Raw genomic sequence first — 23,371 nt, 5'->3', positions numbered from 1 at the left:
GCCGGTCACTAGCGTGGCGACACCTCGTCAGAAAGCGCTTTCTGAAAGTGTTTTCCGGTTCCTAGCCACCCAGCTCTTCGCAACTGCCTCCGTATTCCTGAGGAGTTCACCGTGAGCCAGCACGTCATGCCGGGAGCGCCGGGAGCGCCGGGAACGTCAACGACGGCGGCCGGGAAAACGGCGGGCGGAGCGGCCCCGGCCGACGGAGTCGCCGTGCGGGAGAAGCCGGGCGCCCGCGAACGGTTCCTCGGTGCGGCGGAGAAGAGCTGGCGCCCGGCCGCCCTCCTGATGGCCCTGCTCGCCGCCTGGTGGACGGTCGCCGCGGCCGAGCTGGTCGAGGCGTACCTCGTCCCCTCACCCGGCGCGACGCTCGACGTACTGACGCAGAAGACGGGTTACCTCACGCAGCACAGCTGGGTGACCATCTACGAGACACTGCTCGGTTTCCTGATCGCGGCCGTGGTCGGCGTGTTCGCGGCGGTGGTGATGGTCTACTCGTCGACGGTCGAGAGGACGCTCTACCCGGTCCTGCTCTTCGCCCAGGTCGTACCGAAGATCGCCATCGCGCCGCTGTTCGTCGTCTGGCTCGGATTCGGCATCGCGCCGAAGATCCTCATCGCCGTGCTGATCGCCTTCTTCCCCGTCGTGATCTCCATGGTGACCGGCCTCAAGGCGGTCGACCCCGAAATGCTGCAACTGTCGGCGACCATGGGGGCGAGCCCCTGGCAGACCTTCGTCAAGATCCGCTTCCCCGCCTCCCTCCCGCACCTCTTCTCCGGACTCAAGGTGGCCGTCACGCTCGCCGTGACCGGCGCCGTCGTCGGCGAGTTCGTCGGCGCCAACGAAGGGCTCGGCTACGTGATCCTCCAGGCCAACGGGAACCTCGACACCCCGATGCTCTTCGCCGGACTGCTCGTCATGTCACTGATCGGCGTCGTCCTCTTCGTCCTCGTCGAGATCGCCGAGAAGCTGCTGCTCCCGTGGCACGCGAGCCGCCGGGACGCGTCCGTCACCACCACGTACTGACCGCGTACCGACGCGTACTCATCGCGTACTGACTCCGAGAGGGCCGGCCCCATGCATGCGCGCAGACTTCTGATCGGACTCGTACCTCTGATGCTGGTCGCCACGGCCGCCTGCGGCGAGGACGGCTCCGCCACCAGCACGAGCGACTCCGGCAAGAAGCTCGACAAGGTCACGCTGACGCTCAACTGGTACCCGTACGGCGAACACGCCCCCTTCTACTACGGCAAGCAGAAGAAGGTCTTCGAGAAGCACGGCATCGACCTGACGATCAGGGCCGGTCAGGGATCGCAGAAGACCGTCCAGGCGACGGCCGCAGGCCAGACCGACTTCGGCTGGGCCGACACCCCCGCCCTGCTCGCCGGAGTCGACCAGGGCGTGAAGGTCAAGAGCCTCGGCGTCTTCCTCCAGACCACGCCCGCGTCCGTGCAGTTCTTCGACGCGCAGGGCATCGAGACGCCCGCGGACCTCAAGGGCAGGACGATCGCGGGCACGGCGGGCGACGCCCTCTCCAAGACCTTCCCGATCTTCCTCGAGAAGAACGGCCTGGCGGAGTCCGACGTCAAGGTCCAGAACACCGACCCGGCGGGCAAGATCGCCGCGGTGATCTCCGGCAAGACCGACGCGCTGCTCGGCTACGCGAGCGACCAGGGCCCGGCCATGCGGAACAAGGCGAAGAAGGACGTCGGTTACCTGCGCTTCTCCGAGCACGGCCTGAACTTCTACTCCAACGGCCTGATCGCCGGACCGAAGAGTCTGGCCGGCCCCAGGGCGGACGTCGCCAAGCGCATGGTCCAGGCCGTCAGCGAATCCTGGGCGGAGGCCGAGAAGGCGCCCGGGCCTGCGATCGCCTCGATGGACGGGGCATCGGAGCAACTCCCGCCCGAGGACGTGCTGTCGGAGCAGTTCAGGACGACGCTGACGCTGCTACACACCGACGCGACCGAGGGCAAGGCGCCCGGCGTCAACACCGAGGCCGACTGGAAGCAGACCGTCGACGTCTTCGCCGAGGCCGGGATGGTCAGGAGCCCGAAGGACGTGTCGGAGTACTGGGACGCCGGTACGGCGCCGAAGGGATGACGATGGCCAGGAACGCAACGCTCCGCGCGGCGACGTCCGCGGCGGTCGGCATCGACGACGTGGCCGTCCGCTTCCGCACGAAGAACAGGGACGTCACCGCGCTGCGCGACGTCTGCCTCGACGTCGCGACGGGCGAGTTCGTGGCGATCGTCGGCCCTTCGGGCTGCGGCAAGTCGACGCTCCTCAAGCTGGTCGCCGGCCTGCTGAAGCCGTCCTCGGGCCAGGTCCGGCTCCGCGACGAGCAGGTGAAGGAGCCGCGCCACGACATCGGTTACGTCTTCCAGCGCGCCGCACTCCTGGAGTGGCGCTCGGCCCGGCGCAACATCCTCCTCCAGGCCGAGATGCGCAGGATGCCGGCCGCGCGGGCCCGTGAGCGCGCCGCCGAACTGATCGCGATGACCGGGCTCGGCGGCTTCGAGGACGCCTACCCGCACGAGCTGTCCGGCGGCATGCAGCAGCGGGTCGCACTGTGCCGTGCGCTGCTGCACGAGCCGCCCGTACTGCTCATGGACGAGCCGTTCGGCGCGCTGGACGCGCTCACCCGCGAGCAGATGAACATGGAGCTCAACCGCATCTGGCGCGAGACCGGCACCACCGTCCTGCTCGTCACCCACTCCATCTCGGAAGCGGTCTACCTCGCGGACCGGGTGGTGGTGATGAGCCCCAGGCCCGGCACGATCACGGAGATCGTCGAGGTCGGGATGGGCGCGGAGCGGGACTACGCGCAGACCATGGGGCGGCCCGAGTTCCGGGACGCCACGACGCACATCCGGGAGCTCCTGGGAACGGCCGCCGCGGGCGACTGACGCACCGGCCGGATCCGGCGCCCACCCCGGTGCGAAGGCGTCCTGCGGCGTGTCCGCCCGGACGGTGAGGAGCGTCGCGCCGTCATGCCCCATGCCCGCGAACCGGCCCGCGACTCGCGGACCGGCCGCGCCGTGCACCTGCGCCACGTGAGCGCGGCCGGAGCCGGGGCCGCTTCGGCGTCCGCCTCCCGGCCGTCCTCGGGGCACTCGGCATACTCGATGTACCCGGCCTCCAGCCGGCGACGGCCGCGTCGGACTCCGCCCAGTCGGCCGTCTGCCGTACGGCCGGCCCCGCGGAGGCATCCGCCGTCGCTCCGGCGAGCACCCGCAGGACCGCGCCCGTCGCCGGCCCCGGACGCACCTGAACGTCCGGGGCCGACGGCCGCCCTCGGTGCCGCAGCCCCGGCCGCGTACTCAGTACCGCAGCCGGGACAGATACCCGTAGCTGTTCAGCGCGGTCGCGAAGGGGTCGGCCGGTGCGTCGTGCTCCACCAGCCACTGCTTCACGCCGCCCCGTCGCGCCCTGTCGAACATCGCCGGGAAGTCGAGCACCCCGGAGCCCACGTCCGCGAAGTCCCCGTCCGGCGCCATGTCCTTGACGTGCAGGGCGGGGAAGCGCCGCGGGTGTTCGACGAAGAGCCGCGCCGGGTCGGCGCCGCCCCTGGCCGCCCAGTACACGTCCAGCTCGAAGCCCACCAGCTCCGGATCGGTCTCGGTGAGCAGGATGTCGTAGAGGTTCTCGCCTCCGCTGACCACATGGTCGCCGCCGTGGTTGTGGAAGAGCACCTTCAGGCCCTTCTCACGGGCCGCGAGCCCCGCCTTGTTGAACTGCCGTGCGGCTTCCCGGAAGCCGGCCGGGCTGTGCATCGCACCCGGCAGGCTCGGCACGACGATCCACTTCCCGCCGAGCGTGACGACATCGTCGACGGCCTGCGGCAGGCCGCTGCCCGAAACGGTGGTGTACGCGACGTGTTCGAGCACCGCCCTGAGCCGGGCCCCGTCGAGCATCCGCCGGATGTCCGCCGCGCTGTTCCCGTGTCTGCCGCTGACCCCGACGGTCGCGTAGCCCATCTCCGCGAGGCGGGCGAGCGTCCCCCTGAAGTCCTTCGCCAGGGGGGTGCGCATGGTGTAGAGGTGCATCCCGATGCCGGACGGCGGGATGCGCCGCCGCGGACCGACGGCCTCCGCCGCCTCCGCCGCCACCGTGCCGCCCGCCATCCCGGCCGCCGCGGCGATCCCGACGGCCGTACCGAGGAACGAGCGCCGTGTGCTGCTGTTCATGTCCGGCCCACCTCAACTCACGTCGATCCGGACTGCTCCGGAAGTCGTGTCACCCTTGTCGTCGGTGACGGTCAGATGCGCGGTGTACGTCCCCTTCCTGGCGTACGTGTGCTCCGCCGCGGGGCCCTCCGTGCCCGGCGCGGGCTTCGCGTTGTCGCCGAAGTCCCAGTGGTACGAGGCGATGGTGCGGCCCGGCAGCGGCTTCACCTCGCCGGTGAGCTTCACCGCCAGCGGTGCGCCGCCCCCGGCCGGAACCGCGGTCACGGAGACCTTCGTGCCCGGCTTCCCCTCGACGCCGCGGCCGTTGAAGTGCAGCCAGTCGACGGCGAAGAGGTCCGGCTTGTCCGCCGACCACTGCGGGTTGGTGAACACGGCGTACAGCTTCATCGTGCCGCCCGGGGACGGGTCCGCCAGTTCGGCGGTCGGCGAGACGACGTTGCCCCAGCCGCCCGTGTTCGCCACGCTCACCTTTCCGAGCAGCGGACCGGCCGGCGATCCCGTGCGGAACTCGATGTCACCGCCGATGCCGCCGGACGCCGCGCCGACCGTCACCGAGTCGATGCCCTTGAGGTGCACCGGGTCGAAGGAGATCCAGTCGCCGTCCTCGATCTCGGTCAGCCGCTTCCCGCCCGAGGCGTCCGCACGGCTCGCGACCACGGCGCCGTCGTGAGCGCCGCCCGTCGCCGTGAAGTGCTCGGCCTCGCGCAGCGCCGGGCGCAGCGTCAGCGACGCGGAGCCGGTGAGGGCCGGGACGCCGTCCGGGCCGCCCTTGTCCTCGTACTGCGCGGTGATCCCGTAGTACAGGTTCTGGCCGGGGCCGTGACTGTCCCCGGCATCGGTCACGATCTCACCCGTACACCCGGTGTAATTGTCCAGTGGATGCAGATGGCTGTCGTGGCCGAGCTGGGACTGGACGACCACCCGCGAGCAGTCGACGGGCCGCCCGTCCTCCCGGTCCTTGACCTTGACGGTGAAGGGGATGGTGTCGCCGAAGCTGAACATCCCGCCGTCCGGCGGCTGCTGGAGGGTCACTTCCGGCCGGCTGTTCCCGACGGTGATCTCCTGCACGGCGAGTCCCGTCAGGCCCTTGGGCGCACCGACCGTGAGGCGGGCGGTGAAGCGGCCCTTGGTCCGGTAGGTGTGGGTGGGGTTCGCCTCCGTGGAATCCGTCGTGCCGTTCCCGTCGAAGTCCCAGGCGTACGTCACGGGTTCACCGCCCTCCAGCCCCGACCCGGCGCTGGAGAACTCCACGGTCAGCGGCGCGGGACCGCTGTCCGGACTCGCGGTCGCCCTGGCGGCGGGCAGCTGCCCGTCGGCGACGTAGTCGATGCGGTAGATGCCCGCACCGTCGTTGCTGCCACCGCGTCCCGTGCCGCTGCCGAGGCCGAAGTCGATGACGTACATCGCTCCGTCGGGCCCGAAGTCGGCGTCGAAGGGCTGGTTCCACTTCATGTCGCCGAAGACGGGGTTGATCGACTGGAGATCGCCCGCCCTGACGGGCGCGAAGCGGGGGTCGGTGAAAGTCTGGTCCTCCTCCTGCACGGAGAAGGTCTTGAACCACTGCCGGGTCAGCTCGTAGGTGAACCACTTCCCCTCGAAGTACTCGGGGAACTTCGTCGGATACGGGTTGGCCTCGTCGTAGTCGTAGACCGGACCGCTCATCGGCCCGCCGCCCCCGGTGCCGACCTCGGGGAACTCGGGCGACGCCGAGTACGCGTACCAGACCGAGGCGGGCTGGGCGGGCGGCAGCTCACGCAGTCCGGTGTTGTTCGGGGAATCGTTGACCAGCGATCCGCAGTCGAACTTCCCGCCCGAGGTCTTCGTGGCGAAGTCGTAGTCGTGGAAAGGGGTGTTGTCGCCGATGCAGTACGGCCAGCCGAAGTTGCCCGCCTTCGTGATGCGGGTGTACTCCACGGTCCCCTCGGGACCGCGGTCGGCCTTCGCCTGGCGGGCGTCCGGCCCGTAGTCGGCGACCATCAGCGCACCGCTCCGCGGGTCGGTGGTGATCCGGAACGGATTGCGCATGCCCATCGCGTAGATCTCGGGCCGCGTCTTCTCCGTCCCCGGCGCGAAGAGGTTCCCGGCCGGGACGGTGTACGTGCCGTCGTCCCGCGGGGTGATGCGCAGCACCTTGCCGCGCAGGTCGTTCGTGTTGCCCGAGGTGCCCTGCGCGTCCCAGGCGCGGCGCCCCTCGCGCTCGTCGATCGGTGCGAAGCCGTCGGACGCGAACGGGTCGGTGTTGTCACCGGTGGCGACGTACAGGCTGCCCGACGTGTCGAAGGCGATCGACCCGGCCATGTGGGAGTTGGCCCGGCCCTCGCCGCGCAGCGTGGGGATGGTCAGCAGCCGCTTCTCGGAGGCGGGGTCGACCGTGGTGCCGCCCCCCGTACCGCTCACGGTGAAGCGGGACAGGTTGAGCCGTTTCTCGGTCTTGTCGGAGTGCAGCAGGTACAGCCACCTGTTCTTCTCGAACCCCGGGTCGAGGGCGAGCCCGAGCAGACCGTCGGACTGGCTCGTCATCTCCGGTGTGTACGCGAAGTCCAGCGCGGTCGAGACCCTGAGCGTCGTCTGGTCGATGACCTTCAGCTTGCCGGTGCGCTGGATGAAGAAGACCCGCCGGTCGGGCGCGACGGCCAGTTCGAACGGGTCGGCCAGGTCGTTCGTGGCCAGCGCGGTGCGCTGGAAGGAGCCGGTCTTCGTCGCCGTGCAGTCGCCCGGCTTGCTGCCCGCGGCCCACTGGATGCCGCCGAGGACGTGCTGGAGGAAGTCCTCCTCCTGGAACGCCGCCTTGTCGTGGCCGCCCGCGGTGAACCAGGACCTTCCGCCGTCGTAGTTCTGGCACCAGGACCACGGGTGGTCGACGCCTTCGTCCAGGCCGGCGATGCCGTCGCGCACCTTGATCTGTGCGAGGGTGTGCACCTTCCCGGTCGGATTGGTGCGCCAGTTGTACCACTCCTCCGTACGCTCCCAGAGCTCCGGCAGCCCCTTGGTGGACGGGTGCGCCCGGTCCAGGACCTTCACCCGCCCCGTCTGTACGGCGGGGTGCTTGTCGAAGATCGCGCCGACCAGGCCCTCGTACCAGCCCCAGTCGCGCTCACTGGCCGACGCGGCGTGCAGACCGACCCAGCCGCCCCCGGAGCGTACGAACTTCTGCAGGGCTGCCCGCTGCCCGGCGTCCAGCAGGTCGCCCTTCTCCGGAGTGGAGTTGGTGTTGTTGAAGACGATCGCCTGGAAGCGGGCGAGGTTGGTGTCGGTGAAGGCGGCGGCGTCCTCGGTGGCCTCGACCTCGAAACCGTTCTCACGGCCGAGCTTCTCGACCGCCTCGATCCCCGCCGGAATCGAGTCGTGGGCGAAATTCGTGACCTTGGAGAAGACCAGAACGCGGAAAGGCGCTGCCTCGGCGCGGGGAGGCGAGGCCATCCCGAGTCCCAGGATCAGTGCCAGCAGGGCTCCGACGGCGGTGAAGGACAGAAGGAATCTTCGCGCGGGACGACTCATGGGCGCTCCCGGTGCTGGTGAGGCGGCTAACGGGGCTAGAAAGCGCTTTCTGGAGTGCGTCGCTCAGAGTAGGTTCCCGCCCACGAAGGGGTCAATGGGTCGGCAGGAGCCTGGTGTGAGGCGTCCGGCCCTGGGGAGAGTCAGCCTCAGCACACTCAGCACCCGGAACCACAGACACCAGGAGGCGTGCCCGATGAGCACTCCGCACCGCACGGGAACGGCGACCGCCGCCGACGGCACACAGATCGCCGCGTACATCTGGCTTCCGGACAGCGGGCGGCCCCGCGCCCTCGTCCAGATCGCCCACGGCGCGGCCGAGCACGCCCTGCGCTACGACCGGTTCGCACAGCACCTGGTCTCCCACGGCTACGGCGTGATCGCCTCCGACCACCGCGGCCACGGCGCGACCGCCGCCACCACCGGCGGCTACGGCGTGGCCGGAGAGAACGGCTGGCGCGCGATGGTCGACGACCTCAAGGCGGTCGGCGACCAGGCCAGGGCGCTGCACCCGGGCCTGCCCGTCGTGCTGCTCGGCCACAGCCTCGGCTCGATGCTGGCCCGCGACTACGCCCAGGAGTACCCGGACGGCCTGGCCGGCATCATCCTGTCCGGCACTTTCCGTACGCTTCCGGGGGCCGAACTCCAGGAGTCGATCGCCGGCCTGGAGGCGGAGGTCGCGGAGCGCGGCCGCACGGCCCTCTCCTCGTACATCCCCACCCTCTTCTCCTCCTTCAACGACCCGTATCCGCGCCGCACGGGCTTCGAGTGGCTCTCCCGCGACGAGGCCGAGGTCGACGTGTACGCGGCGGACGAGCGCTGCGGCTTCGCCTTCAGCGCGGGCCTCGCCCTGGACTGGGTGCGCGCGATCCGCAAGATCAACGACCCGCGCAGTCTCGCCCGCGTCCCCGCCGACCTGCCCGTCCACATCGCCGTGGGCACGGAGGACCCCTGCAACCAGAAGATGACCCTCGTGTACGAGCTCCTGGAGGACTTCCGCTACCTCGGCACCGAGGACCTCGCCTGGAAGGGGTACGAGGGCGCCCGCCACGAGATCCTCAACGAGACCAACCGGGACGAGGTCCAGGACGACCTGACCGCCTGGCTCGACAAGCGCGTCTGACGTGCGCCTCGCTTCGCCTCCCCCGCGGGGCGCGAAATGGGGTTCGTGATCACCGGTCGAAGTGCGGTATTGTTCTCAAGCACGTTCAGCCAGGGGAAACTCCAGGCCAGACGGGCATCGGGACGTGGCGCAGCTTGGTAGCGCACTTGACTGGGGGTCAAGGGGTCGCAGGTTCAAATCCTGTCGTCCCGACTCGAAAGAGTCGCAGGTCAGGGCCGGTTTCAGAGGAATCTGAAACCGGCCCTTGATCGTTTTTGGGGACCGGTTGGGACCAACCCGTCTTGACCGTGCCGGTGGGTGACCATGATGGGGCTCGGCGGGAACCGGGGTGCGCGGAGCGCGCTGAGGTGAGCCGAGAGGGCGGCGCCGGCGGCGGTGATCTTGTGCACGTCGGGGTACAGGTGACGCTGCGTGGTGGCCGGAGAGCCGTGCCCGGCGATCTTGTGTGGGACGTGCCCCTGGACCCGGCGTCGGCGAACCATGTGAGTCCTGTGTGCCGCAGGCCGTGGCGGCGAAGGTGCTCGTAGCCGAGTTTCGTGACGACGCCGTCCCAGTGGGTCGCGTCGCGCAGGACCGCGGTGGAGATGCGGTCGCCCCGGGGTCCGGTGAACACGCGCGCGTCGGGACCGGGGCCGGCGGCCGGGATGCGCTGCGCGACGAGGGGTGGATCCCCATCGATGACGGGGACCTGGCGGGCTCGCTTGCCCCTTCGTCCCCTTGTCGGTGAGGCGCCGGGAGCGGGGGTGGTCTGGCGCCGGACGGTCCAGATCCAGTTGGTGGTGTTGATGTCTTGCGCGCGCAGCCATCGCTTTGGTCACCCGGCTCCCGCTCCTGCCTGCGAGAACGCGCTGAGAGATCTTTTATCAAGATCAGTCACCATATGCGGACCTTGCCTTCTGCCCTGCTTTCAGAGCTTTCATCCCATCGGAGGTGAATGAGTCCCTTCGTGCGCTGGTGGGCCCGTAGCGTGATGCGGTGGGCCAGCAGGTAATCCTTTACTGCTTGTTGAGGCTGGTGTGGTTCCGCCAGCCCTGTCGGCCGGCGGTGAAGGAGACCTTGCGGCTGTCGATCGTGCCCTCGTATTTCTGGCCCGTTGTCAGGAGGCTTTTGTCGAGCACGCCCTTGGAGTCCTTGATGGCGGGGATGGTGACGGCCTTCGCGTGAGTGAGGTCGGTCTGCTGGAAGCTCTGAGGTTGGGTGGTGGTGATGACTTCGTCCCAGTTCTTGGGGGCGGCGAACTGATGGGCGAAGTGGACCTCGTCTCCCTCACCGAAGGCCGGGCAGGTGAGGTAGTCGGGGTAGGTGGTGGCGGCGAGCGACTGGTAGTGCGCGACGTCCTCCGCGCGGCAGGTCGCGGTGGTCGCGGCGAGGAGGGTGGTGAAGGTGCGGTTGCCGTTGGTGTAGACATTTACCCGTTCGAGCTCGACGGGCAGGGAGGTGCGGGTGCCGTCGACGATTTCCTTGAGCGGCCAGTGGCCCTCGGAGAACAGCGAGTAGTGCACCCGCTCGTTCCGGTGGGCTTCGAGGTCCTTGAGTTACTGCTCTCGCAGTTTCGCGTCCAGGCCGAACTTGGCGATCATCTGGAAGGCGAAACCGTCTTCTCGCCGATGAGCAGGAAACGGTGGCCGTGCCGGTCCTTGCCGGATCCGGTGTGGGTCTGGGACGTGGTGGTCATGCCGGTACTCCTTGGAGGGGTTGCTTGTTCGGACGGTCGGTCAGGCGGCCGACCGGGTGGCGGCGGGCCCAGAAGGGGTGGCCGGCCCAGCGGGTCTCCTGCCGGTAGGCGATGCGGTGGTTGTGCAGGTAGGCGGCGTCCACCTGCTGCCCGTACCGGGTGAGGGTGGCGGGGTCGCCGCGCAGGTGGGCGTCGAGCGCCTGGGCGGCGGCCAGTCCTGTGGTGAGGGCGGTCAGGATGCCCTGGGAGGACAGGGGGTCGAAGGCGGCAGCGGCGTCCCCGGCTGCGATCCACCCGTCGCCCCACGCCCGATCCAGCCGCGCACTGTGGGCCGGGGCCCGGCGCGGTGCTCCTGCGGCCGGTGGGTGCGACAGGATCCGGTCGGCTGGTGTGCAGCACACCACCGGTAAGGGATCCGCCCACAGCCACACCCTGTGCGGACGGCTTGCTCCGACAGCGCCATGACCGAAGAAACTGTTGTGATCATGTGGAGGACAGCAGTTTCCGAGTGCACACGCGTGGCAGGTCTGCCAGGCGGCACGGTGTAGCGGCTTCGTCCACCGATTGGCTTCGTTCATCTTCAGCAGCAGCGTTTGCCGGCGAGTTTCAGCGGCATTTAATGATCAACTTGCTCGTAGATGTTCAGGAGAAAATGACGGCACTGCTGGGAGAGATCGCGTGTCGTCTCACTCACGTCAAGACGACGCATCCCCGTCGCTCGAGTTCGGTCAGCAGCGGCAGGGAAGGATCGATGTCGTTCCATCGCAGATCGAGCTTCTCCAGCGATGGGAGCAGTGTGAGCCAGCCCGGCAAGTGGCTGAGGCGGTTGCTTCGCAGGTCGATCTGGCGCAGCCGCGGCAGGCCGGCCAGTGACGGCGGCAGCTCCGCCACGGAGTTCTCGCGCAGGTCCAGGTGACGAAGTTCGTGCAGTTCGGCTGTCGACGGCGGCAAGTGCTCGATCGTGTTTCCCCGGAGCCAGAGCTCACGCAGGTTGCGGAGCCGGCCGATGGAGTCGGGCAACGTGGTCAGCTGGTTGTGCTGTGCCCTGAACTCGATGAGGCTGGTCATCCTCCCGATGGCCTCGGGGAGGGTCGTGAGGGAGTTCTCGCCGATGTTGAGGTATCGCAGCCTGGCCAGCTTTCCCACGGCCTCCGGAATCCGTGACAGCTGGTTGTCGTGCAAGTAGAGGCAGTCGCTGAGCTCCGTCAGCCTGCCCAGCTCGTCGGGAATCGACGTGAGCGTGTTGTGGCCCAGGTCCAGGGTCCTCAGCCGGTGCAGTCGTTCGATCTCCGGTGGGAGGGCCGTGAGCCCGTTGTCGGCAAGGATCAGCACGCGGAGTTCGGTCTGTTGCCAGACCGAGTCGGGTACTTCTCCGAGTTCTTGACGCCATAGGTTCAGTGCGTGCCTCACGGCCTTCTCACCCTCGTCAGTGGTCCTGGGCCTTGATTCTCACCCGGGGCATCGGGACGGGCGGCGAATTCGGAACGGGATCAGCCGACCTCGGCATGTTCAGTGCGTGCGCGCGTGTCGGCGAGTCGGTAGGAGTCGGTGCCGGTCTCGACGATCGTGCCGTTGAAGGTGAGGCGGTCAACGATGGCCGCGCAGAGGCATGGGCCGGTGAAGGCCTTGGTCCAGCCGCCAAACGACAGTGAGGATGGGTGATGGCACCATCCGACGGTCTGACTCTCCAAACGACAGTGCTGTCAAAACTCGTGAACATCACCCGACCGTGAATCTGGGTGCCTCCCAAACCCGCGAACAGCCGACGGCACTACTGGTGAATAGAGCCAACCGATTGTCTGGACACGTGTGGGGGCGTGTCTCTGGACGTGGGCGTTCCCGTCCGGTGACTACCGGTACGGCAGTGCGGTGGCGCCACCGCCTGCAGAGAGAAGGTCTTCGCCTGGCTGATCCGTTACAACATCCGCCGTCGGCACTCCGCCAACGAACACCTCGGCTCGACGAATACGAACGCCGACCCCGCAGCGTTGAATTCACGCTCGTCGCGTAATCAATAACCGTGTGCCCACCTGCACGGGGAAATTTCAGCGGCCCGGGGGTCGGGGTCAGTGGCGAGGGGCTGCGGAACTGGGTCAGGCAGGACACGATCGACCGCGGACAGGGGGTGCCGGCGAGCTCACGAGCGCGGAGCGGGAGGAGTTGCGTCGGCTGCGGCGACAGAACCGTGAGCAGGCCGAGACGATCGAGGTGCTGTGAAAAGCGGCGGTCTTCTTCGCGAAGGAGAGCGGTCGATGAACGCCGTGTATGCGTTCATCGAGGCGGGGAAGACCACCCACCCAGTCGCTCTGTTGTGCCGGCTGCTGAAGGTGGCCCGCTCCTCCTTCTACGGCTGGATGGCCGGCGAGCAGGCCCGCGCCGCCCGCCGCCGGGAGTTCCTTCGCGCTGCTGAAAGCGGGGACCGGCGCCCGCCGCCGGCCCGGCCGGACCACTGCCCGCGCTGAGATCTTCACCTTCATCGAAACCTTCTATCACCGCAAGCGGCTACGGAGGCATCGACTCTGGGGCCATCTCATCCCGCTGGAGACCCGGCAGCGGCACGAGCCAGAACACGGCCTCGCGGCGTAAGCGTCGAGTGTCCAGCATCACGGGGAGACTTCGACACTCAAGTACTGATTACACATACCCTGACGGCCTCCACCGCTCATGAGGAATTTCGCTCCGATCGCGGTGGAGGACAACGTCGGCCAGGTGGCTGTTTGTTCGGTTCGGCGCGGTTCCCTGCCGCCAAGCCGAGCGAGGTGCCAGCACATAGTGGCTGTAACCGTCGCATCGCGGAGTTCGACTCGCTGGTATCCGACGCTGTGCCCGGCGTCAACGGTGGTGTGGATGAAGCCCACCTCCCGCGCTCCGCCGGTCTTCGGGCCGGCCGAGACCAGGGCCGGGTCAGGGGTGCGACGCCGTGGTATCGGTGACGCCGATGCCCTGGCCGTAGCGGAACAGGCGGGTTGGGTCGTAGTGGCGCTTGACGTCGAGGAGACGTTTGTAGTTGGCGCCGTAGTAGGCGTGCTGCCAGTCGCGCAGGTCGGGGTCGGGGAAGTTGACGTATGCGGCGGAGGTCTCCAGCCTGCCTCGCAGGGTGTGGTGCATGGTCCGCAGTTGAGCGAGAAGGCGGCCGACGGTCTGCTGGGGGGTGTCGGCGTGCCAGTGACTGCCGACATCGATGACGAACGTCCCCTGACGGTGCGGGTAGGCGGTGTCGCCAGGCGCGGGCTGGGCGCTGGAGCCGCCCATCGCGAACAGCGTGACGTAGCCGGCGTTGCCCTTCTGCCCGGGCTGCCAGTCTTCGATCCAGCCGATGATGTCCTCGACGGCGGGTCGGCCGATGCGGTCGTCCGGCACCAGTGACTTGGAGGCGCTGGCCGCAGGCCGACCGGGGAGTTCCATCAAGTAGTCCTGGGCGTCCCAGAAGTGCCTCTCCTGCACGAATGCCTTCTGCGGACGCAGAGCCAGTACGGGCGCGAGCGCCCGGCGCAGCCCGTCCTCGTCACCCAGGCGCTGGCCCAGCAGCCACAGCGTGCCACCCCTGCCGATGCCTTCGTTCTTGAAGCCGATACGCACGTCGAAAGCGTTGTGTTCGTCTGCGGCCAGGGCATCCTGTACGGCGTCCATCACCTCGCCCCCCCGCCGGGCGGGAAAGACCAGGTCGAACACGGTGGCGCGCTGGGCGGATACATCGACAGCCTCGAAGGTGAAACCGGTGTTGATGCCGAAGTTCCCGCCGGCCCCACCCCGGCAGGCCCAGAACAGATCCGCGTTCTCCCGCTCGCTGGCCCGCACCAGGGATCCGTCGGCCAGCACCAGGCGGGTCTCCACCAGCCGGTCACACGTCAGGCCCCACTTGCGGTCGTTGAAACCCAAGCCGCCGCCCAGGGCCAGCCCGGCCACTCCCACACCGGGGCAACGGCCGCCGGGGAAGTACAGATTCGCCGCTCTCGCCTCATAGACGTCGGAGTTGGTGGCCCCTCCGCCCAGGACCAGCCGGCGGCCGCCGGGTACCACACTGCGCATGCGGCGCAGGCTGATCAACAGCCCCGTGGTGGTCGAGTAGCCGGCGTAGTTGTGGCCACCCGAACGGATGGCGAACGGCATCCCGTGATCGGCCGCCCAGCCCACAGCCGCTCGCACGTCCTTCTCCGTGGCGCACGCCACGATGCCCGCCGGCCGCACCGCCGCGTAGCGCCGGTTGTCCGGCAGCACCAACTTCTCATACGCGTCGCCGCCCGGCCGGTAGGGCCCCGCTCCGCTGCTCAGCGCCCGTTCGAGCTCTCGCCACGCCGAGGCCGGCAGGCTGCCTCCCCCGGTGGGCTCGGGCCGCGCAGACGTGGCCCGAGCAACACCCTCGGTCATCCAGCCTGCACCGGCCAGGCCCACGGCCTGCGCTCCGCGCCACAGGACCTTTCGCCGAGTGACCACCATTGCGTCCTCCGAACCTCTCGTCCCGAACACACGCCCGGCATGGATTCGCCGAACCGGCGCCGGGCTGCCCGCCTCATCGTGCCGATCACCGGGAAGAACCCGGCACGCCACGCCGCCAGCCGACAGTTAGTCGTACTGACCCGCGGCTCGCAGGCGGAACAGGGCCAGGGACACGCGGCCGCCCTCACCGCCACCCGCCCCGGACGCACAGCCGAGCCGCCGCCCAGGGGGCAACGGCGACACGGATCCGGGCAACCTCCTCCCGCCCTACGCCTTGGGGCGACACCTGCTCCCGGGCATTGCGGCCCGACGGCGGAGTGAGGGGCCGTTGGCCCGCGGCCGCATCCGGCCGCGGCCCCTTTCCGCCGCACTCCGGTCGCCACCGCGGTGAGCCGGGCGCCCATGTCCGTACGAAAGGTCACGGAAGGTTCCGTACGGGCTGATGCCGGACCGGAACAGGGTGGTCGGCCCGGGCGGAGCGCCGTCCGGGAGGTGCGGGCGGAGGCTGCCGATGTTCTTCGGCCTCGGGAGCAGGATCATTCGGCCGCGACAGGAATGCCGTCCGTCGTGCTGTCCGCCGCGACGCGGACCGGCAGGTGGTAGACGGCGAAGGCACGGCCGATCACCGGCTGGGCGACATTGCGCACACGCACCCCGCCGCTGGTCATCCCGTGTTCGGTGCCCAGGTGCGCGTGGCCGTGCACCGCGAGGTCGGCCCCGGACTCGTCCACCGCCTCGGCCAGCAGGTAGCTGCCCAGAAAGGGGAAGATCTCCGGCGGCTCGCCCGCCAGGGTGTCCGGGACGGGAGCGAAGTGCGTCAACGCGATGCGTACGGCGCAACCTCGCTCCTTCAGCTCGTCCAGGGAGCGGCGCAGTCCCTCCGCACACCGCCGGGTGTACCGGATGAACTCCTTCATCTCCGGTTCGCCGAACTCGCCGCCGCTGCGGCCGGCGAATCCGCCGCCGAAGCCCTTGGTCCCGGCGACGCCGACCAGCACCCCGCCGATGTCCAGCACGGTGCCCCGGCCCTCCAGAACGGTCACGCCCGCCTCGTCGAGCACCGCGGTCACCTCGGCCTGCTGGTCACTGTGGTAGTCGTGGTTGCCCAGGACGGCCACCACGGGCACACCGAGCCCGGCCACCTCCTGGGCGACCACGGCCGCCTCCCCGGCCGTGCCGTGCCGCGTCAGGTCTCCGGCGAGCAGCAGAAGGTCCGCGCGGTCGCTCACGGTTTCGAACGCGGGCCGGAGCACCCCCGCGCTGTCCGGCCCCAGATGGATGTCGCCGACGGCCGCGATCCGGATCACGCGAGCTCCTCGGGGCGGTCGGGGGCGGTGGCGGAGACCACGACCAGGTCCTCGTGCAGCGGAAGCCCGGCCAGCTCGTCCTCGGCCATACGGAGGATCTCGTCCCGGCAGGCGGTGCTGGAGACGGTGCCGGCGATCAGGACACTGTTTCCGCGCAGCTCGATCCGTACGCCCATTTCGGCGAAATCGCCGCCGGCCAGATGCTCCCGCAGGTGGGCGATGCGGTACTCGGCGGCGCATGTGTCGTTCACGGTGCTGCCTCCCGTGGTTCGATGACGTCCAGACGTTCGAGAAGGTAGAGAAACGCGTCCGGCATCGGTGAGTCCTGGTGCTCGCGGCGCAGGCGGCTCCAGTCGATCCTCTCCCGCAGCGTCCGGGCGATGGGGAGTACGGCCCCGAAGTCGCAGTGGTGCTCCGAGAAGGCATCGAGCTGGCTGCCCATGAGGTCGGTGGGCGACAGCACCGGCATGTGCACCGAGTCCACCGGAAGGATCTGGGCCCGGCTCAGCAGTTCTCTGGTCACCGGCTGCCGGGCCAGTTCGAAGATCAGGTCGATCTCCTCGCCGTGACTCCGTGCTTTGATCAGCCAGTCCTCCGGCGGGACACGCACCTCGATCCCGGCGGCCTCGAGAGACGCGGTCACGGCTTCCGCGTCCTCACGCAGGATGCAGAAGTCGGCGTCGTGCTGGAGGCTGGCCGGCACGCCGTGCGCGTAGGCGGCGACGCTCCCGACCAGGGCGAACGGGTACCCACCGCTCTTGAGCCTGGCAGCCACGTGCTTGGTGGCCTCCAGGATGGCCTGTGTGCGGTCCGGCGGCAGCGGCCGGGCACCGCCGTGCGGCCAGGTACCGCCGTGCGCCCCGGCGGGGCCGCTGTCCGCAGGGCTTCCCGCGGTCAGTCCCAGACCGGCCGGACCGGCCGGACCGGCCCGGTCGCCGGGCTGGGAGGCGTCTTGTGAGTAACCGCGCACGGGTGCACCTTCCTCGTCGGCTTATCCGGGCGCTGCGCTGGTGACGGTGAAAAGCGCGCCGTTCGGATCGCGCAGCGTCGTTTCCGTGCCGTAGGGGGTGGGACCCTGCCCGAGGACGGAGCCGCCGTGCCGGAGCGCCGCCTGCACGGTGGCCTCCACGTCGGGAACGGGGAAGTGGGCGTGCCACCGGGGCTGGATCAGCGGATCGGGCGCCGTGTCGACCGCACCGGAACTCAGCCGCGCCAGGATGTGTCCGTCCTGGAGCAGTACGACCTCGTCCTCCTGGTACTCGACCTCGCAGCAGCCGGGGCGACCGCTCGCCCATTCGAGGACCTGGCCGTAGAAGATCGCCGCATCGAACGCGTCCCGGGTCCGCAGGCGCAGCCAGACGGGTGCGTTCTTGCGCCACACGTGCCAGTCGGAGAAGAGCTCTCCCTCCCAGATGCCGAAGACGGCGCCGTCCCGGTCCGCCGCGATGGCCCCGCGGCCGGTGGCGAACCGCAGAGGCCCCACGGCGACGGTGGCGCTTCGCTCACGGATCCGGCTCGCGGTTTCGTCCACGCTGGCGACAGCGAAGTAGGGCGTCCAGGTGACAGGCGCCTGCAAGGCGGTGTCGAGTACGCCGATTCCGGCGACGGGTGCCCCGTCGAGCAGAGCGATGCTGAATCCGCGACCGAGTCCGGCCTGCCGGAATTCCCAGCCCAGAACCGCTCCGTAGAAGGCCTGGGCGGGCTCCAGAGCGCGCGCCATCAGGGTGATCCAGCACGGAGCGCCGAATACCTCGTGGCTCGATGTGGTGCCTGCGGCCGTCGTTTCCATTTCCATCGCACTGTGTCCTGGTCGAATGGGAGCGTGTAGGGCCGGTTTCGTATTCCATCCTGCCCCCGGGCTCTCATGGTGGCGAGCCACATGAACGCCCGGAGCAGGCGGCTGATCATGGAATTGAGGGTCTGGTCCTGTGCTCGGAGGGTACTCGCCGTTCATTGATCCAGCCGTGATGCGCGCACGGTGCCCCGGAGTGGTGACCCGGGGTGACCGAAAAGCCGTGAGGAGGGTTCGCAGATGGACGGAGCCGGTCTCACGGATGACGAACGGCGGATCCTGGCCGGGATCGAGCATTCGGTGCGCCGGAGCGACGCCGTGCTGGAGCTCAAACTGCGGACGATGCGACGTCGGCCGGCGCCCGCGGTCCAGTTTCTCAAGGGGTTGAGGGACCGGCGGCGCGGCGTTTTCCTCTGCTCCCTGGTGGCGATTTCCGCGTTCCTGTTGGTACCGGCGGTCAGGACATCCGCACCGATGCTCGTCTCGGCCTTCGCGCTCACTTGGACTGTGACGCTCCTTTACGCGCTCCGGATGGTCTGCCGGTGGTCGCGCCGAATGCCGGAAACGGGCTCGCAATCCCAGCGGTGGGAATGAATGGAAGCTGCGTTTGCGGAGAGGAGACACCGGACGCAGGGTGGGCGGAAGCTGCTGACCAGAAGGAAGCGGCCCACTGATTCGATGCTCGGAGGAGGAGAAATGCCCAAGGGTTCGAGTTCCAAGAGGGAACGCCAGTACGAACACATCAAGGAAGGCGCAGAAGAACGAGGCGAGAGCAACAAGAGGGCCAAGGAAATCGCTTCGCGCACCGTCAACAAGGAGCGCGCGCGCTCCGGCGAGTCCAAGACGGCGAGCAAGAGCTCCACGCAGGGCGAGTCGCCCTCGAAGCGAGGCGGGAAGCGGTCCCACAGCGGCTCGGAGGGGCAGACGTACGACCAGTTGTACGCGGAGGCGAAGCGCCGCAACATCCACGGACGCTCGTCGATGAACAAGTCCGAGCTCCAGCGCTCCCTCAAAGAATCCTGAGCGACGAGAGCCTCTCGTCAGAAGCGTCAGAAGCGTCAGAAGCGTCAGAAGTGCCGGAAGGCTTCAACCGGCCGGGCGGCCACGCGGCTCCAGCGGGCGCGTGGCCGGGCCGTGGAGGACCGTGCCGTCCGTCCCGAAGCGCGAGCCGTGGCAAGGACACTCCCAGACCTTCTCGGCATCGTTGAAGTGCACCAGACAGCCCAGGTGCGTACACCGCGCCGAAACGGCGGAGGTCTCGCCCGATTCGTCGCGGTACACGGCGCAGCGCTTGCCCTCCAGACGGACGACCGCGCCGCTGCCCGGTGGGATCTCGTCCACCGAGTCGACGTGCCCGGTGTGCAGGCGGTCGCCCAGGAAGTGCCGGGCGACAGCGCTCTGGAACCTCGCCAGCTCCGCCGTCTCGCGCACCTGGGGCAGTCGCCGCGGGTCGTACAGATCGGTCCACGCGGGCCGGGGGCCACCCGCGATGTGGGCCGCGAGCAGACGGCCGGACATCACGCCGTTGCTCATGCCCCAGCCGCCGAAGCCCGTCGCCACGTAGACGTGCTGGGTGCCCGGATGCGCGTGCCCGACGTAGGGCAGATGGTCGCTCGAGTCGTTGTCCTGCGCCGACCAGCGGTAGGCCCGCTCCGCCTCGGCGAAGCCCGGCATCCGCTCCCGCGCCCACCCGTCCAGGCGCGCGAACCGTTCCCGTACGTCCCCGGCGCCCGGCTCGAACGTCTCGCCCGTGACGATCAGCAGCCGCCGTCCGTCGTCGTACGGCGCGCTGCGCACCGAACGCACCCCGTCCTCCGGACTCAGGTACATGCCCGTCGGCGCGGCACCGGAAGGCACCGGAGCCGCGATCACCAGCTCCCGCCTCGGCTTCAGGCGGGTGAACAGCAGTGTGCGGTCGAAGACGGGGTAATGCGTCGCGACGACGGTGTCACGCGCCTCGACCGTGAGCCCGCCCTCGGTCGACAGACGGCAGCGCACACCGTCGTGGAGCCCGGTGACGCGCGTGCGCTCGTGGACGCGCCCGCCCGCAGCGGTGATCCGCTCGGCCAGGGCCAGCAGGAACTTGCGCGGGTGGAACTGGAACTGCCCCTCCACCCGCACCGCCCCGGCCACCGGGAACGGCAGTTCCGTCCCGGTCACGAACGACGCGTCGAGCCCGGCCCGCCGGGCGGCCTCGGCCTCGGCCCTGAGCTCTTCCGTCCGCCGCGGATCCTCCAGATACGTACAGGCGGCCGTCCGCTCCAGATCGGCGTCGATGTCCAGCTCGTCGCACAGCGCCGCTGTCCGCTCGACAGCGTCCTGCTGCGAGAGGGCGTACAGCGCGGCGCCGTCGGGGCCGTACCTCGCCTCCAGCCTCGCGTACACCAGACCGTGCAGCGCCGTCAGCTTCGCCGTGGTGTACCCGCTCACTCCGGCGGCGATCCTGTCCGCCTCCAGGAGTACGACGTCCAGGCCGGCCCGGACCAGTTCCCAAGCGGTGCACAGGCCGGCGATGCCGCCACCGATCACGGCGACATCCGCGGTCAGATCGGAGTCCGGAGGCGGACAGCGGGTCCCGGGGGCCGTGGCCATCCAGTACGACTCGTCCACAGTCCGGCGTTCTGCAGCCATGGTTCTCGGCTTCCCCTTTTGCGTTCCGGTTAACGGTGACGCGTTGACGGTGGCGCGCCTCAGCCCTCGACGTCCGTGGCCCGGTGGGGTGCGCCGACCGGCTTGGACTCGGGCGAACCACGCTGACGCAGATAGACCGAGAGAATGACCATCGAGGCCACCGCGAGCAGTTCCGACTGCCAGTTCTGCAGCGTGCGGTTCCAGAAGTCGGCGGAGAGCAGGTACGCGCCCCAGCTGACCGGTGCCTGGAGATCGCGCAGGTGCTCCTCGTTGTGGGCGACGTTTCCCGTGACCGACTGGGCCAGCCAGGAAAGCAGGAAGACGAGGCCCATGACGAGGCCCAGGGAGCGCGAGTAGAGCGACTGACGGAACCCGCCCGCGGCCGCCCACCGGGGAGAGTCCTCCCTCGCGTAGCGACCCGTCTTCTGCTTCTCGTCGGACTCCAGGCCCGCCTCGCCCATGCGCTTCGACTCCGGTGAGCCGCGCTGCAGCAGCCACACGGTGCCGAAGATGTAGAGGAAGAACTGCAAGAACTCCGACTGCCAGTTCTCCGTCACGTCCACCGCGAAATCGGACGTGCGGAGATAACCCGGGAAAGTGACGGGCTGCAGGCCCTCCGTGATCAGCCGGTTGTTGAAATCGGCGTGGCCCGCGACGGCCTGACCGGCCAGGCTGAGCAGAAAAGCGCCGCCGAACGCCAGGGACAGGCCGTTGTCCCGGAAGAAGCGCGGCAATGCGCTCACCAGTGCATCACCCCCACCACGATCGCGTAGGCCAGGCCGCCGAACACGACGAAAAGGCAGAGCCCGAACATCAGCCGCACTGTCTCACCCGCCCTTCAGATCGCACTGGTACGGAAGCCCGGGCCGCGCCGAACAGCCCGCCGCGACGACCTTCCACCCGTCGCGGAAGGCCGAGAGGAAAAGCGTGTCGGCGTCGAGGACGACACGGGCCTGGTGCCCGTACACGTCCACCCGGCGCACCCCGCTCGCCGACGGCAGCTCCAGTGCCGCCAGAGCCGCGGGGCACGGAGAACCGGCTGTTTCCTCCAGCTCCTCGCGGGTACCGGGAGCCAGGCCGTCGCACCCCGGCAGGGCCTGCGCCCGGCGCAGGTTCTCCTCGAAACGCAGAGCCGCCGCTGCCGCGGCCTCCTCCCGACCGCCCAGAGAGGAACAGCCCGAGAGAGCCAGACATGCCAGGACCGCGAACAGACCCACGCCCACAGCGCGCATCGCAGGAACCACCTCCCGCCCTCGGCTCCGGGAACGGTCCGAGGAGTCCCGGAAGCGTTCCCCGGACCGGTCTCCCACGCTCCTTGTCCGGGCGGACTTCCACCTGACAGGTGAAGCAGACGAGGCCCCCGCCGCGTTGCGGGAGCGCCCGTACCGCGCAAATCTCGAAGCACCGAGTCCGAGGAGGACGGCAGCATGCCCATCGCCACGGTGAACCCCGCCACCGGAGAGACGCTCAAGACGTTCGACGCGTTCGGAGCCGAAGAGATCGAGCGCCGCCTGGCACGCGCCGCGACCGCCTTCACGCTCCACCGCACCACCGGATTCGACCGGCGTGCGGAACTCCTGAACCGCGCCGCGGACCTGCTGGACCAGGAGCAGCAGGACATCGCCCGCACCATGACCACCGAAATGGGCAAGCCGATCGTGGCCGCCCGCGCCGAGGCGGCGAAATGCGCGAAGGCGATGCGCTGGTACGCCGAGAACGCGCGGCAGCTCCTGGCGGACGAGCACCCCTCCGCCGCCGACGTGACGGACTCCGGTGCCTCCTGGGCGAGCGTCCGCTACCGCCCGCTCGGTGTCGTCCTGGCCGTGATGCCGTGGAACTTCCCGCTCTGGCAGGTCGTACGCTTCGCCGCCCCCGCGCTCATGGCCGGCAACGTGGGCCTGCTCAAGCACGCCTCGAACGTCCCGCAGACCGCCCTCTACATCGAGGACCTGTTCCGCCGCGCAGGCTTCCCCGACGGGTGCTTCCAGACACTGCTCGTCGGATCCGGCGCGATCGAGGGCATCCTGCGCGACCGAAGGGTGGCCGCCGCGACGCTCACCGGAAGCGAACCGGCCGGACGCTCCGTCGCAGCCGTCGCGGGCGACGAGGTGAAGCGGACCGTTCTGGAACTCGGCGGCAGCGACCCCTTCGTCGTCATGCCGTCGGCCGACATCGAACGGGCTGCCCGTACAGCGGTGACGGCCAGGGTGCAGAACAACGGCCAGTCCTGCATCGCGGCCAAGCGCTTCATCGTCCACAGCGACGTCTACGACGCCTTCTGTGAGCGCTTCACCGCCGGAATGCGGGAACTGACCGTCGGCGACCCGATGCGGGAATCCACCGACGTCGGACCGCTCGCCAGCGAACAGGGGCGTACCGATCTCGAAGAGCTCGTCGACGACGCCCTGCGCCTCGGCGCCACGGTGCAGTGCGGAGCGCAACGTCCCGAGAAGCAGGACAAGGGATGGTTCTACGAGCCCACCGTCCTCACCGGCGTCACCGACGCCATGCGAATCCACCGCGAAGAGGCCTTCGGCCCGGTGGCCACGGTCTACCGCGTATCGGACCTCGACGAGGCGGTAACCCTCGCCAACGACTCGCCCTTCGGTCTGAGCTCGAATGTGTGGACGCGCGACGACGGGGAGGTCGAGCGGTTCGTGCAGGACCTGGAGGCGGGCGGTGTCTTCATCAACGGCATGACCGCCTCCCACCCCGCGCTGC

The 23,371-nt window shown here is 69.3% G+C and carries 21 protein-coding genes, 1 tRNA gene and 1 pseudogene (1 of these 23 cut by a window edge); 9 read left to right on the top strand and 14 right to left on the bottom strand.

Going from position 1 to position 23,371, the window contains the following annotated elements; all coding sequences use genetic code 11:
- Positions 1-126: 126 nt before the first annotated feature.
- From BN1555_RS03435 to BN1555_RS03425, 3 genes are read left to right on the top strand one after another with little or no spacing between them, the layout of a single operon-like run.
- Complete coding sequence (locus BN1555_RS03435; protein ID WP_093803141.1) at positions 127-1,026, top strand: ABC transporter permease; 900 nt, start codon at positions 127-129, stop codon at positions 1,024-1,026.
- A 51-nt stretch (positions 1,027-1,077) separates the two neighbouring features.
- Complete coding sequence (locus BN1555_RS03430; RefSeq protein ID WP_093797724.1) at positions 1,078-2,103, top strand: ABC transporter substrate-binding protein; 1,026 nt, start codon at positions 1,078-1,080, stop codon at positions 2,101-2,103.
- Positions 2,104-2,105: 2 nt separating this feature from the next.
- Positions 2,106-2,909 carry an ABC transporter ATP-binding protein gene (locus BN1555_RS03425; protein WP_255305850.1) on the top strand — a complete coding sequence of 268 codons (804 nt, stop codon included), beginning with the start codon at positions 2,106-2,108 and terminating at the stop codon, positions 2,907-2,909.
- Positions 2,910-3,323: 414 nt separating this feature from the next.
- Here BN1555_RS03425 and BN1555_RS03420 read toward each other — a convergent pair whose 3' ends face one another.
- A complete protein-coding gene (locus BN1555_RS03420) occupies positions 3,324-4,190 on the bottom strand; it encodes a sugar phosphate isomerase/epimerase family protein (protein ID WP_176709940.1) in 867 nt (288 codons plus the stop codon).
- A gap of 12 nt (positions 4,191-4,202) precedes the next feature.
- A complete protein-coding gene (locus BN1555_RS03415; RefSeq protein WP_093797720.1) occupies positions 4,203-7,688 on the bottom strand; it encodes a ThuA domain-containing protein in 3,486 nt (1,161 codons plus the stop codon).
- Between the two features lie 193 nt (positions 7,689-7,881).
- Between BN1555_RS03415 and BN1555_RS03410 the strand changes: the two genes are divergently transcribed.
- Both BN1555_RS03410 and BN1555_RS03405 read left to right on the top strand, forming a co-directional pair.
- Entirely contained in the window at positions 7,882-8,808 is a 927-nt protein-coding gene (locus tag BN1555_RS03410) for an alpha/beta fold hydrolase (RefSeq protein ID WP_093797718.1), read from the top strand.
- 118 nt (positions 8,809-8,926) lie between these two features.
- A tRNA-Pro gene (locus BN1555_RS03405) sits at positions 8,927-9,000 on the top strand.
- Between the two features lie 803 nt (positions 9,001-9,803).
- On the opposite strand, the gene BN1555_RS03395 is transcribed toward BN1555_RS03405, so the two are convergent.
- From BN1555_RS03395 to BN1555_RS03380, 4 genes and pseudogenes are all read right to left on the bottom strand, one after another.
- A complete protein-coding gene (locus BN1555_RS03395) occupies positions 9,804-10,310 on the bottom strand; it encodes a hypothetical protein (protein WP_093797716.1) in 507 nt (168 codons plus the stop codon).
- A 169-nt stretch (positions 10,311-10,479) separates the two neighbouring features.
- Complete coding sequence (locus BN1555_RS38820; RefSeq protein WP_369688936.1) at positions 10,480-10,884, bottom strand: tryptophan 7-halogenase; 405 nt, start codon at positions 10,882-10,884, stop codon at positions 10,480-10,482.
- 289 nt (positions 10,885-11,173) lie between these two features.
- A complete protein-coding gene (locus BN1555_RS03385; protein WP_093797714.1) occupies positions 11,174-11,893 on the bottom strand; it encodes a leucine-rich repeat domain-containing protein in 720 nt (239 codons plus the stop codon).
- An 80-nt stretch (positions 11,894-11,973) separates the two neighbouring features.
- Positions 11,974-12,138: pseudogene (locus BN1555_RS03380) on the bottom strand (ATP-binding protein); the annotation flags it as partial.
- Positions 12,139-12,735: 597 nt separating this feature from the next.
- On the opposite strand from BN1555_RS03380, the gene BN1555_RS03375 reads away from it, so the two are divergent.
- A complete protein-coding gene (locus BN1555_RS03375) occupies positions 12,736-12,945 on the top strand; it encodes a hypothetical protein (protein WP_093797712.1) in 210 nt (69 codons plus the stop codon).
- Between the two features lie 442 nt (positions 12,946-13,387).
- Here BN1555_RS03375 and BN1555_RS03370 read toward each other — a convergent pair whose 3' ends face one another.
- The 5 genes from BN1555_RS03370 to BN1555_RS03350 form a co-directional block, all read right to left on the bottom strand.
- Entirely contained in the window at positions 13,388-14,917 is a 1,530-nt protein-coding gene (locus tag BN1555_RS03370) for an FAD-binding oxidoreductase (RefSeq protein ID WP_176709939.1), read from the bottom strand.
- 539 nt (positions 14,918-15,456) lie between these two features.
- Complete coding sequence (locus BN1555_RS03365) at positions 15,457-16,227, bottom strand: metallophosphoesterase family protein (RefSeq protein ID WP_093797708.1); 771 nt, start codon at positions 16,225-16,227, stop codon at positions 15,457-15,459.
- Complete coding sequence (locus tag BN1555_RS03360; RefSeq protein WP_093797706.1) at positions 16,224-16,478, bottom strand: hypothetical protein; 255 nt, start codon at positions 16,476-16,478, stop codon at positions 16,224-16,226. The genes BN1555_RS03365 and BN1555_RS03360 overlap by 4 nt, the downstream gene beginning before the upstream one ends.
- The gene (locus BN1555_RS03355) at positions 16,475-17,197 is read right to left on the bottom strand and encodes a nucleotidyltransferase family protein (RefSeq protein ID WP_255305849.1); all 723 of its coding nucleotides are present in this window, start codon (positions 17,195-17,197) and stop codon (positions 16,475-16,477) included. Before BN1555_RS03355 ends, BN1555_RS03360 begins: the two co-directional genes overlap by 4 nt.
- 21 nt (positions 17,198-17,218) lie before the next feature.
- Complete coding sequence (locus tag BN1555_RS03350; RefSeq protein WP_093797704.1) at positions 17,219-18,022, bottom strand: VOC family protein; 804 nt, start codon at positions 18,020-18,022, stop codon at positions 17,219-17,221.
- Positions 18,023-18,259: 237 nt separating this feature from the next.
- On the opposite strand from BN1555_RS03350, the gene BN1555_RS03345 reads away from it, so the two are divergent.
- Together BN1555_RS03345 and BN1555_RS03340 are read left to right on the top strand one after the other, a co-directional pair.
- Positions 18,260-18,613, top strand: a complete 354-nt coding sequence (locus BN1555_RS03345; RefSeq protein ID WP_093797702.1) for a hypothetical protein — start codon at positions 18,260-18,262, stop codon at positions 18,611-18,613.
- Positions 18,614-18,715: 102 nt separating this feature from the next.
- Positions 18,716-19,042, top strand: coding sequence for a plasmid stabilization protein (locus BN1555_RS03340; protein WP_093797700.1), 327 nt, complete (start codon positions 18,716-18,718; stop codon positions 19,040-19,042).
- Between the two features lie 63 nt (positions 19,043-19,105).
- Here the strand turns inward: BN1555_RS03340 and BN1555_RS03335 are convergent, their stop codons facing one another.
- The 3 genes from BN1555_RS03335 to BN1555_RS03325 form a co-directional block, all read right to left on the bottom strand.
- Positions 19,106-20,650: an FAD-dependent oxidoreductase gene (locus BN1555_RS03335; protein ID WP_093797698.1), complete on the bottom strand. Its 1,545-nt coding sequence runs from the start codon at positions 20,648-20,650 to the stop codon at positions 19,106-19,108.
- Positions 20,651-20,709: 59 nt separating this feature from the next.
- The gene (locus tag BN1555_RS03330; RefSeq protein WP_218058174.1) at positions 20,710-21,393 is read right to left on the bottom strand and encodes a DUF6766 family protein; all 684 of its coding nucleotides are present in this window, start codon (positions 21,391-21,393) and stop codon (positions 20,710-20,712) included.
- An 84-nt stretch (positions 21,394-21,477) separates the two neighbouring features.
- On the bottom strand, positions 21,478-21,882 hold the full coding sequence (locus BN1555_RS03325) for a hypothetical protein (RefSeq protein ID WP_093797694.1): 405 nt from the start codon (positions 21,880-21,882) through the stop codon (positions 21,478-21,480).
- A 195-nt stretch (positions 21,883-22,077) separates the two neighbouring features.
- On the opposite strand from BN1555_RS03325, the gene BN1555_RS03320 reads away from it, so the two are divergent.
- Positions 22,078-23,371, top strand: the 5' portion of a protein-coding gene (locus BN1555_RS03320) for an NADP-dependent succinic semialdehyde dehydrogenase (protein WP_093797692.1). Its footprint extends 116 nt past the window's final position; only the first 1,294 of its 1,410 coding nucleotides appear in the window; it begins with the start codon at positions 22,078-22,080; its stop codon lies off the right edge, out of view.

Source organism: Streptomyces sp. Wb2n-11 (genome assembly GCF_001049855.1).
Lineage (GTDB): Bacteria > Actinomycetota > Actinomycetes > Streptomycetales > Streptomycetaceae > Streptomyces > Streptomyces altiplanensis.
This window is presented reverse-complemented; position numbering and strand designations above follow the sequence as displayed.

What these genes read in the sequence shown, in the direction of transcription:
- BN1555_RS03435 (WP_093803141.1), top strand. Translation starts at nt 127, where the DNA reads ATGCCGGGAGCGCCGGGAGCGCCGGGAACGTCAACGACGGCGGCCGGG.
- BN1555_RS03430 (WP_093797724.1), top strand. Translation starts at nt 1,078, where the DNA reads ATGCATGCGCGCAGACTTCTGATCGGACTCGTACCTCTGATGCTGGTC.
- BN1555_RS03425 (WP_255305850.1), top strand. Translation starts at nt 2,106, where the DNA reads ATGGCCAGGAACGCAACGCTCCGCGCGGCGACGTCCGCGGCGGTCGGC.
- BN1555_RS03420 (WP_176709940.1), bottom strand. Translation starts at nt 4,190, where the DNA reads ATGAACAGCAGCACACGGCGCTCGTTCCTCGGTACGGCCGTCGGGATC.
- BN1555_RS03415 (WP_093797720.1), bottom strand. Translation starts at nt 7,688, where the DNA reads ATGAGTCGTCCCGCGCGAAGATTCCTTCTGTCCTTCACCGCCGTCGGA.
- BN1555_RS03410 (WP_093797718.1), top strand. Translation starts at nt 7,882, where the DNA reads ATGAGCACTCCGCACCGCACGGGAACGGCGACCGCCGCCGACGGCACA.
- BN1555_RS03375 (WP_093797712.1), top strand. Translation starts at nt 12,736, where the DNA reads ATGAACGCCGTGTATGCGTTCATCGAGGCGGGGAAGACCACCCACCCA.
- BN1555_RS03350 (WP_093797704.1), bottom strand. Translation starts at nt 18,022, where the DNA reads ATGGAAATGGAAACGACGGCCGCAGGCACCACATCGAGCCACGAGGTA.
- BN1555_RS03345 (WP_093797702.1), top strand. Translation starts at nt 18,260, where the DNA reads ATGGACGGAGCCGGTCTCACGGATGACGAACGGCGGATCCTGGCCGGG.
- BN1555_RS03340 (WP_093797700.1), top strand. Translation starts at nt 18,716, where the DNA reads ATGCCCAAGGGTTCGAGTTCCAAGAGGGAACGCCAGTACGAACACATC.
- BN1555_RS03335 (WP_093797698.1), bottom strand. Translation starts at nt 20,650, where the DNA reads ATGGCTGCAGAACGCCGGACTGTGGACGAGTCGTACTGGATGGCCACG.
- BN1555_RS03325 (WP_093797694.1), bottom strand. Translation starts at nt 21,882, where the DNA reads ATGCGCGCTGTGGGCGTGGGTCTGTTCGCGGTCCTGGCATGTCTGGCT.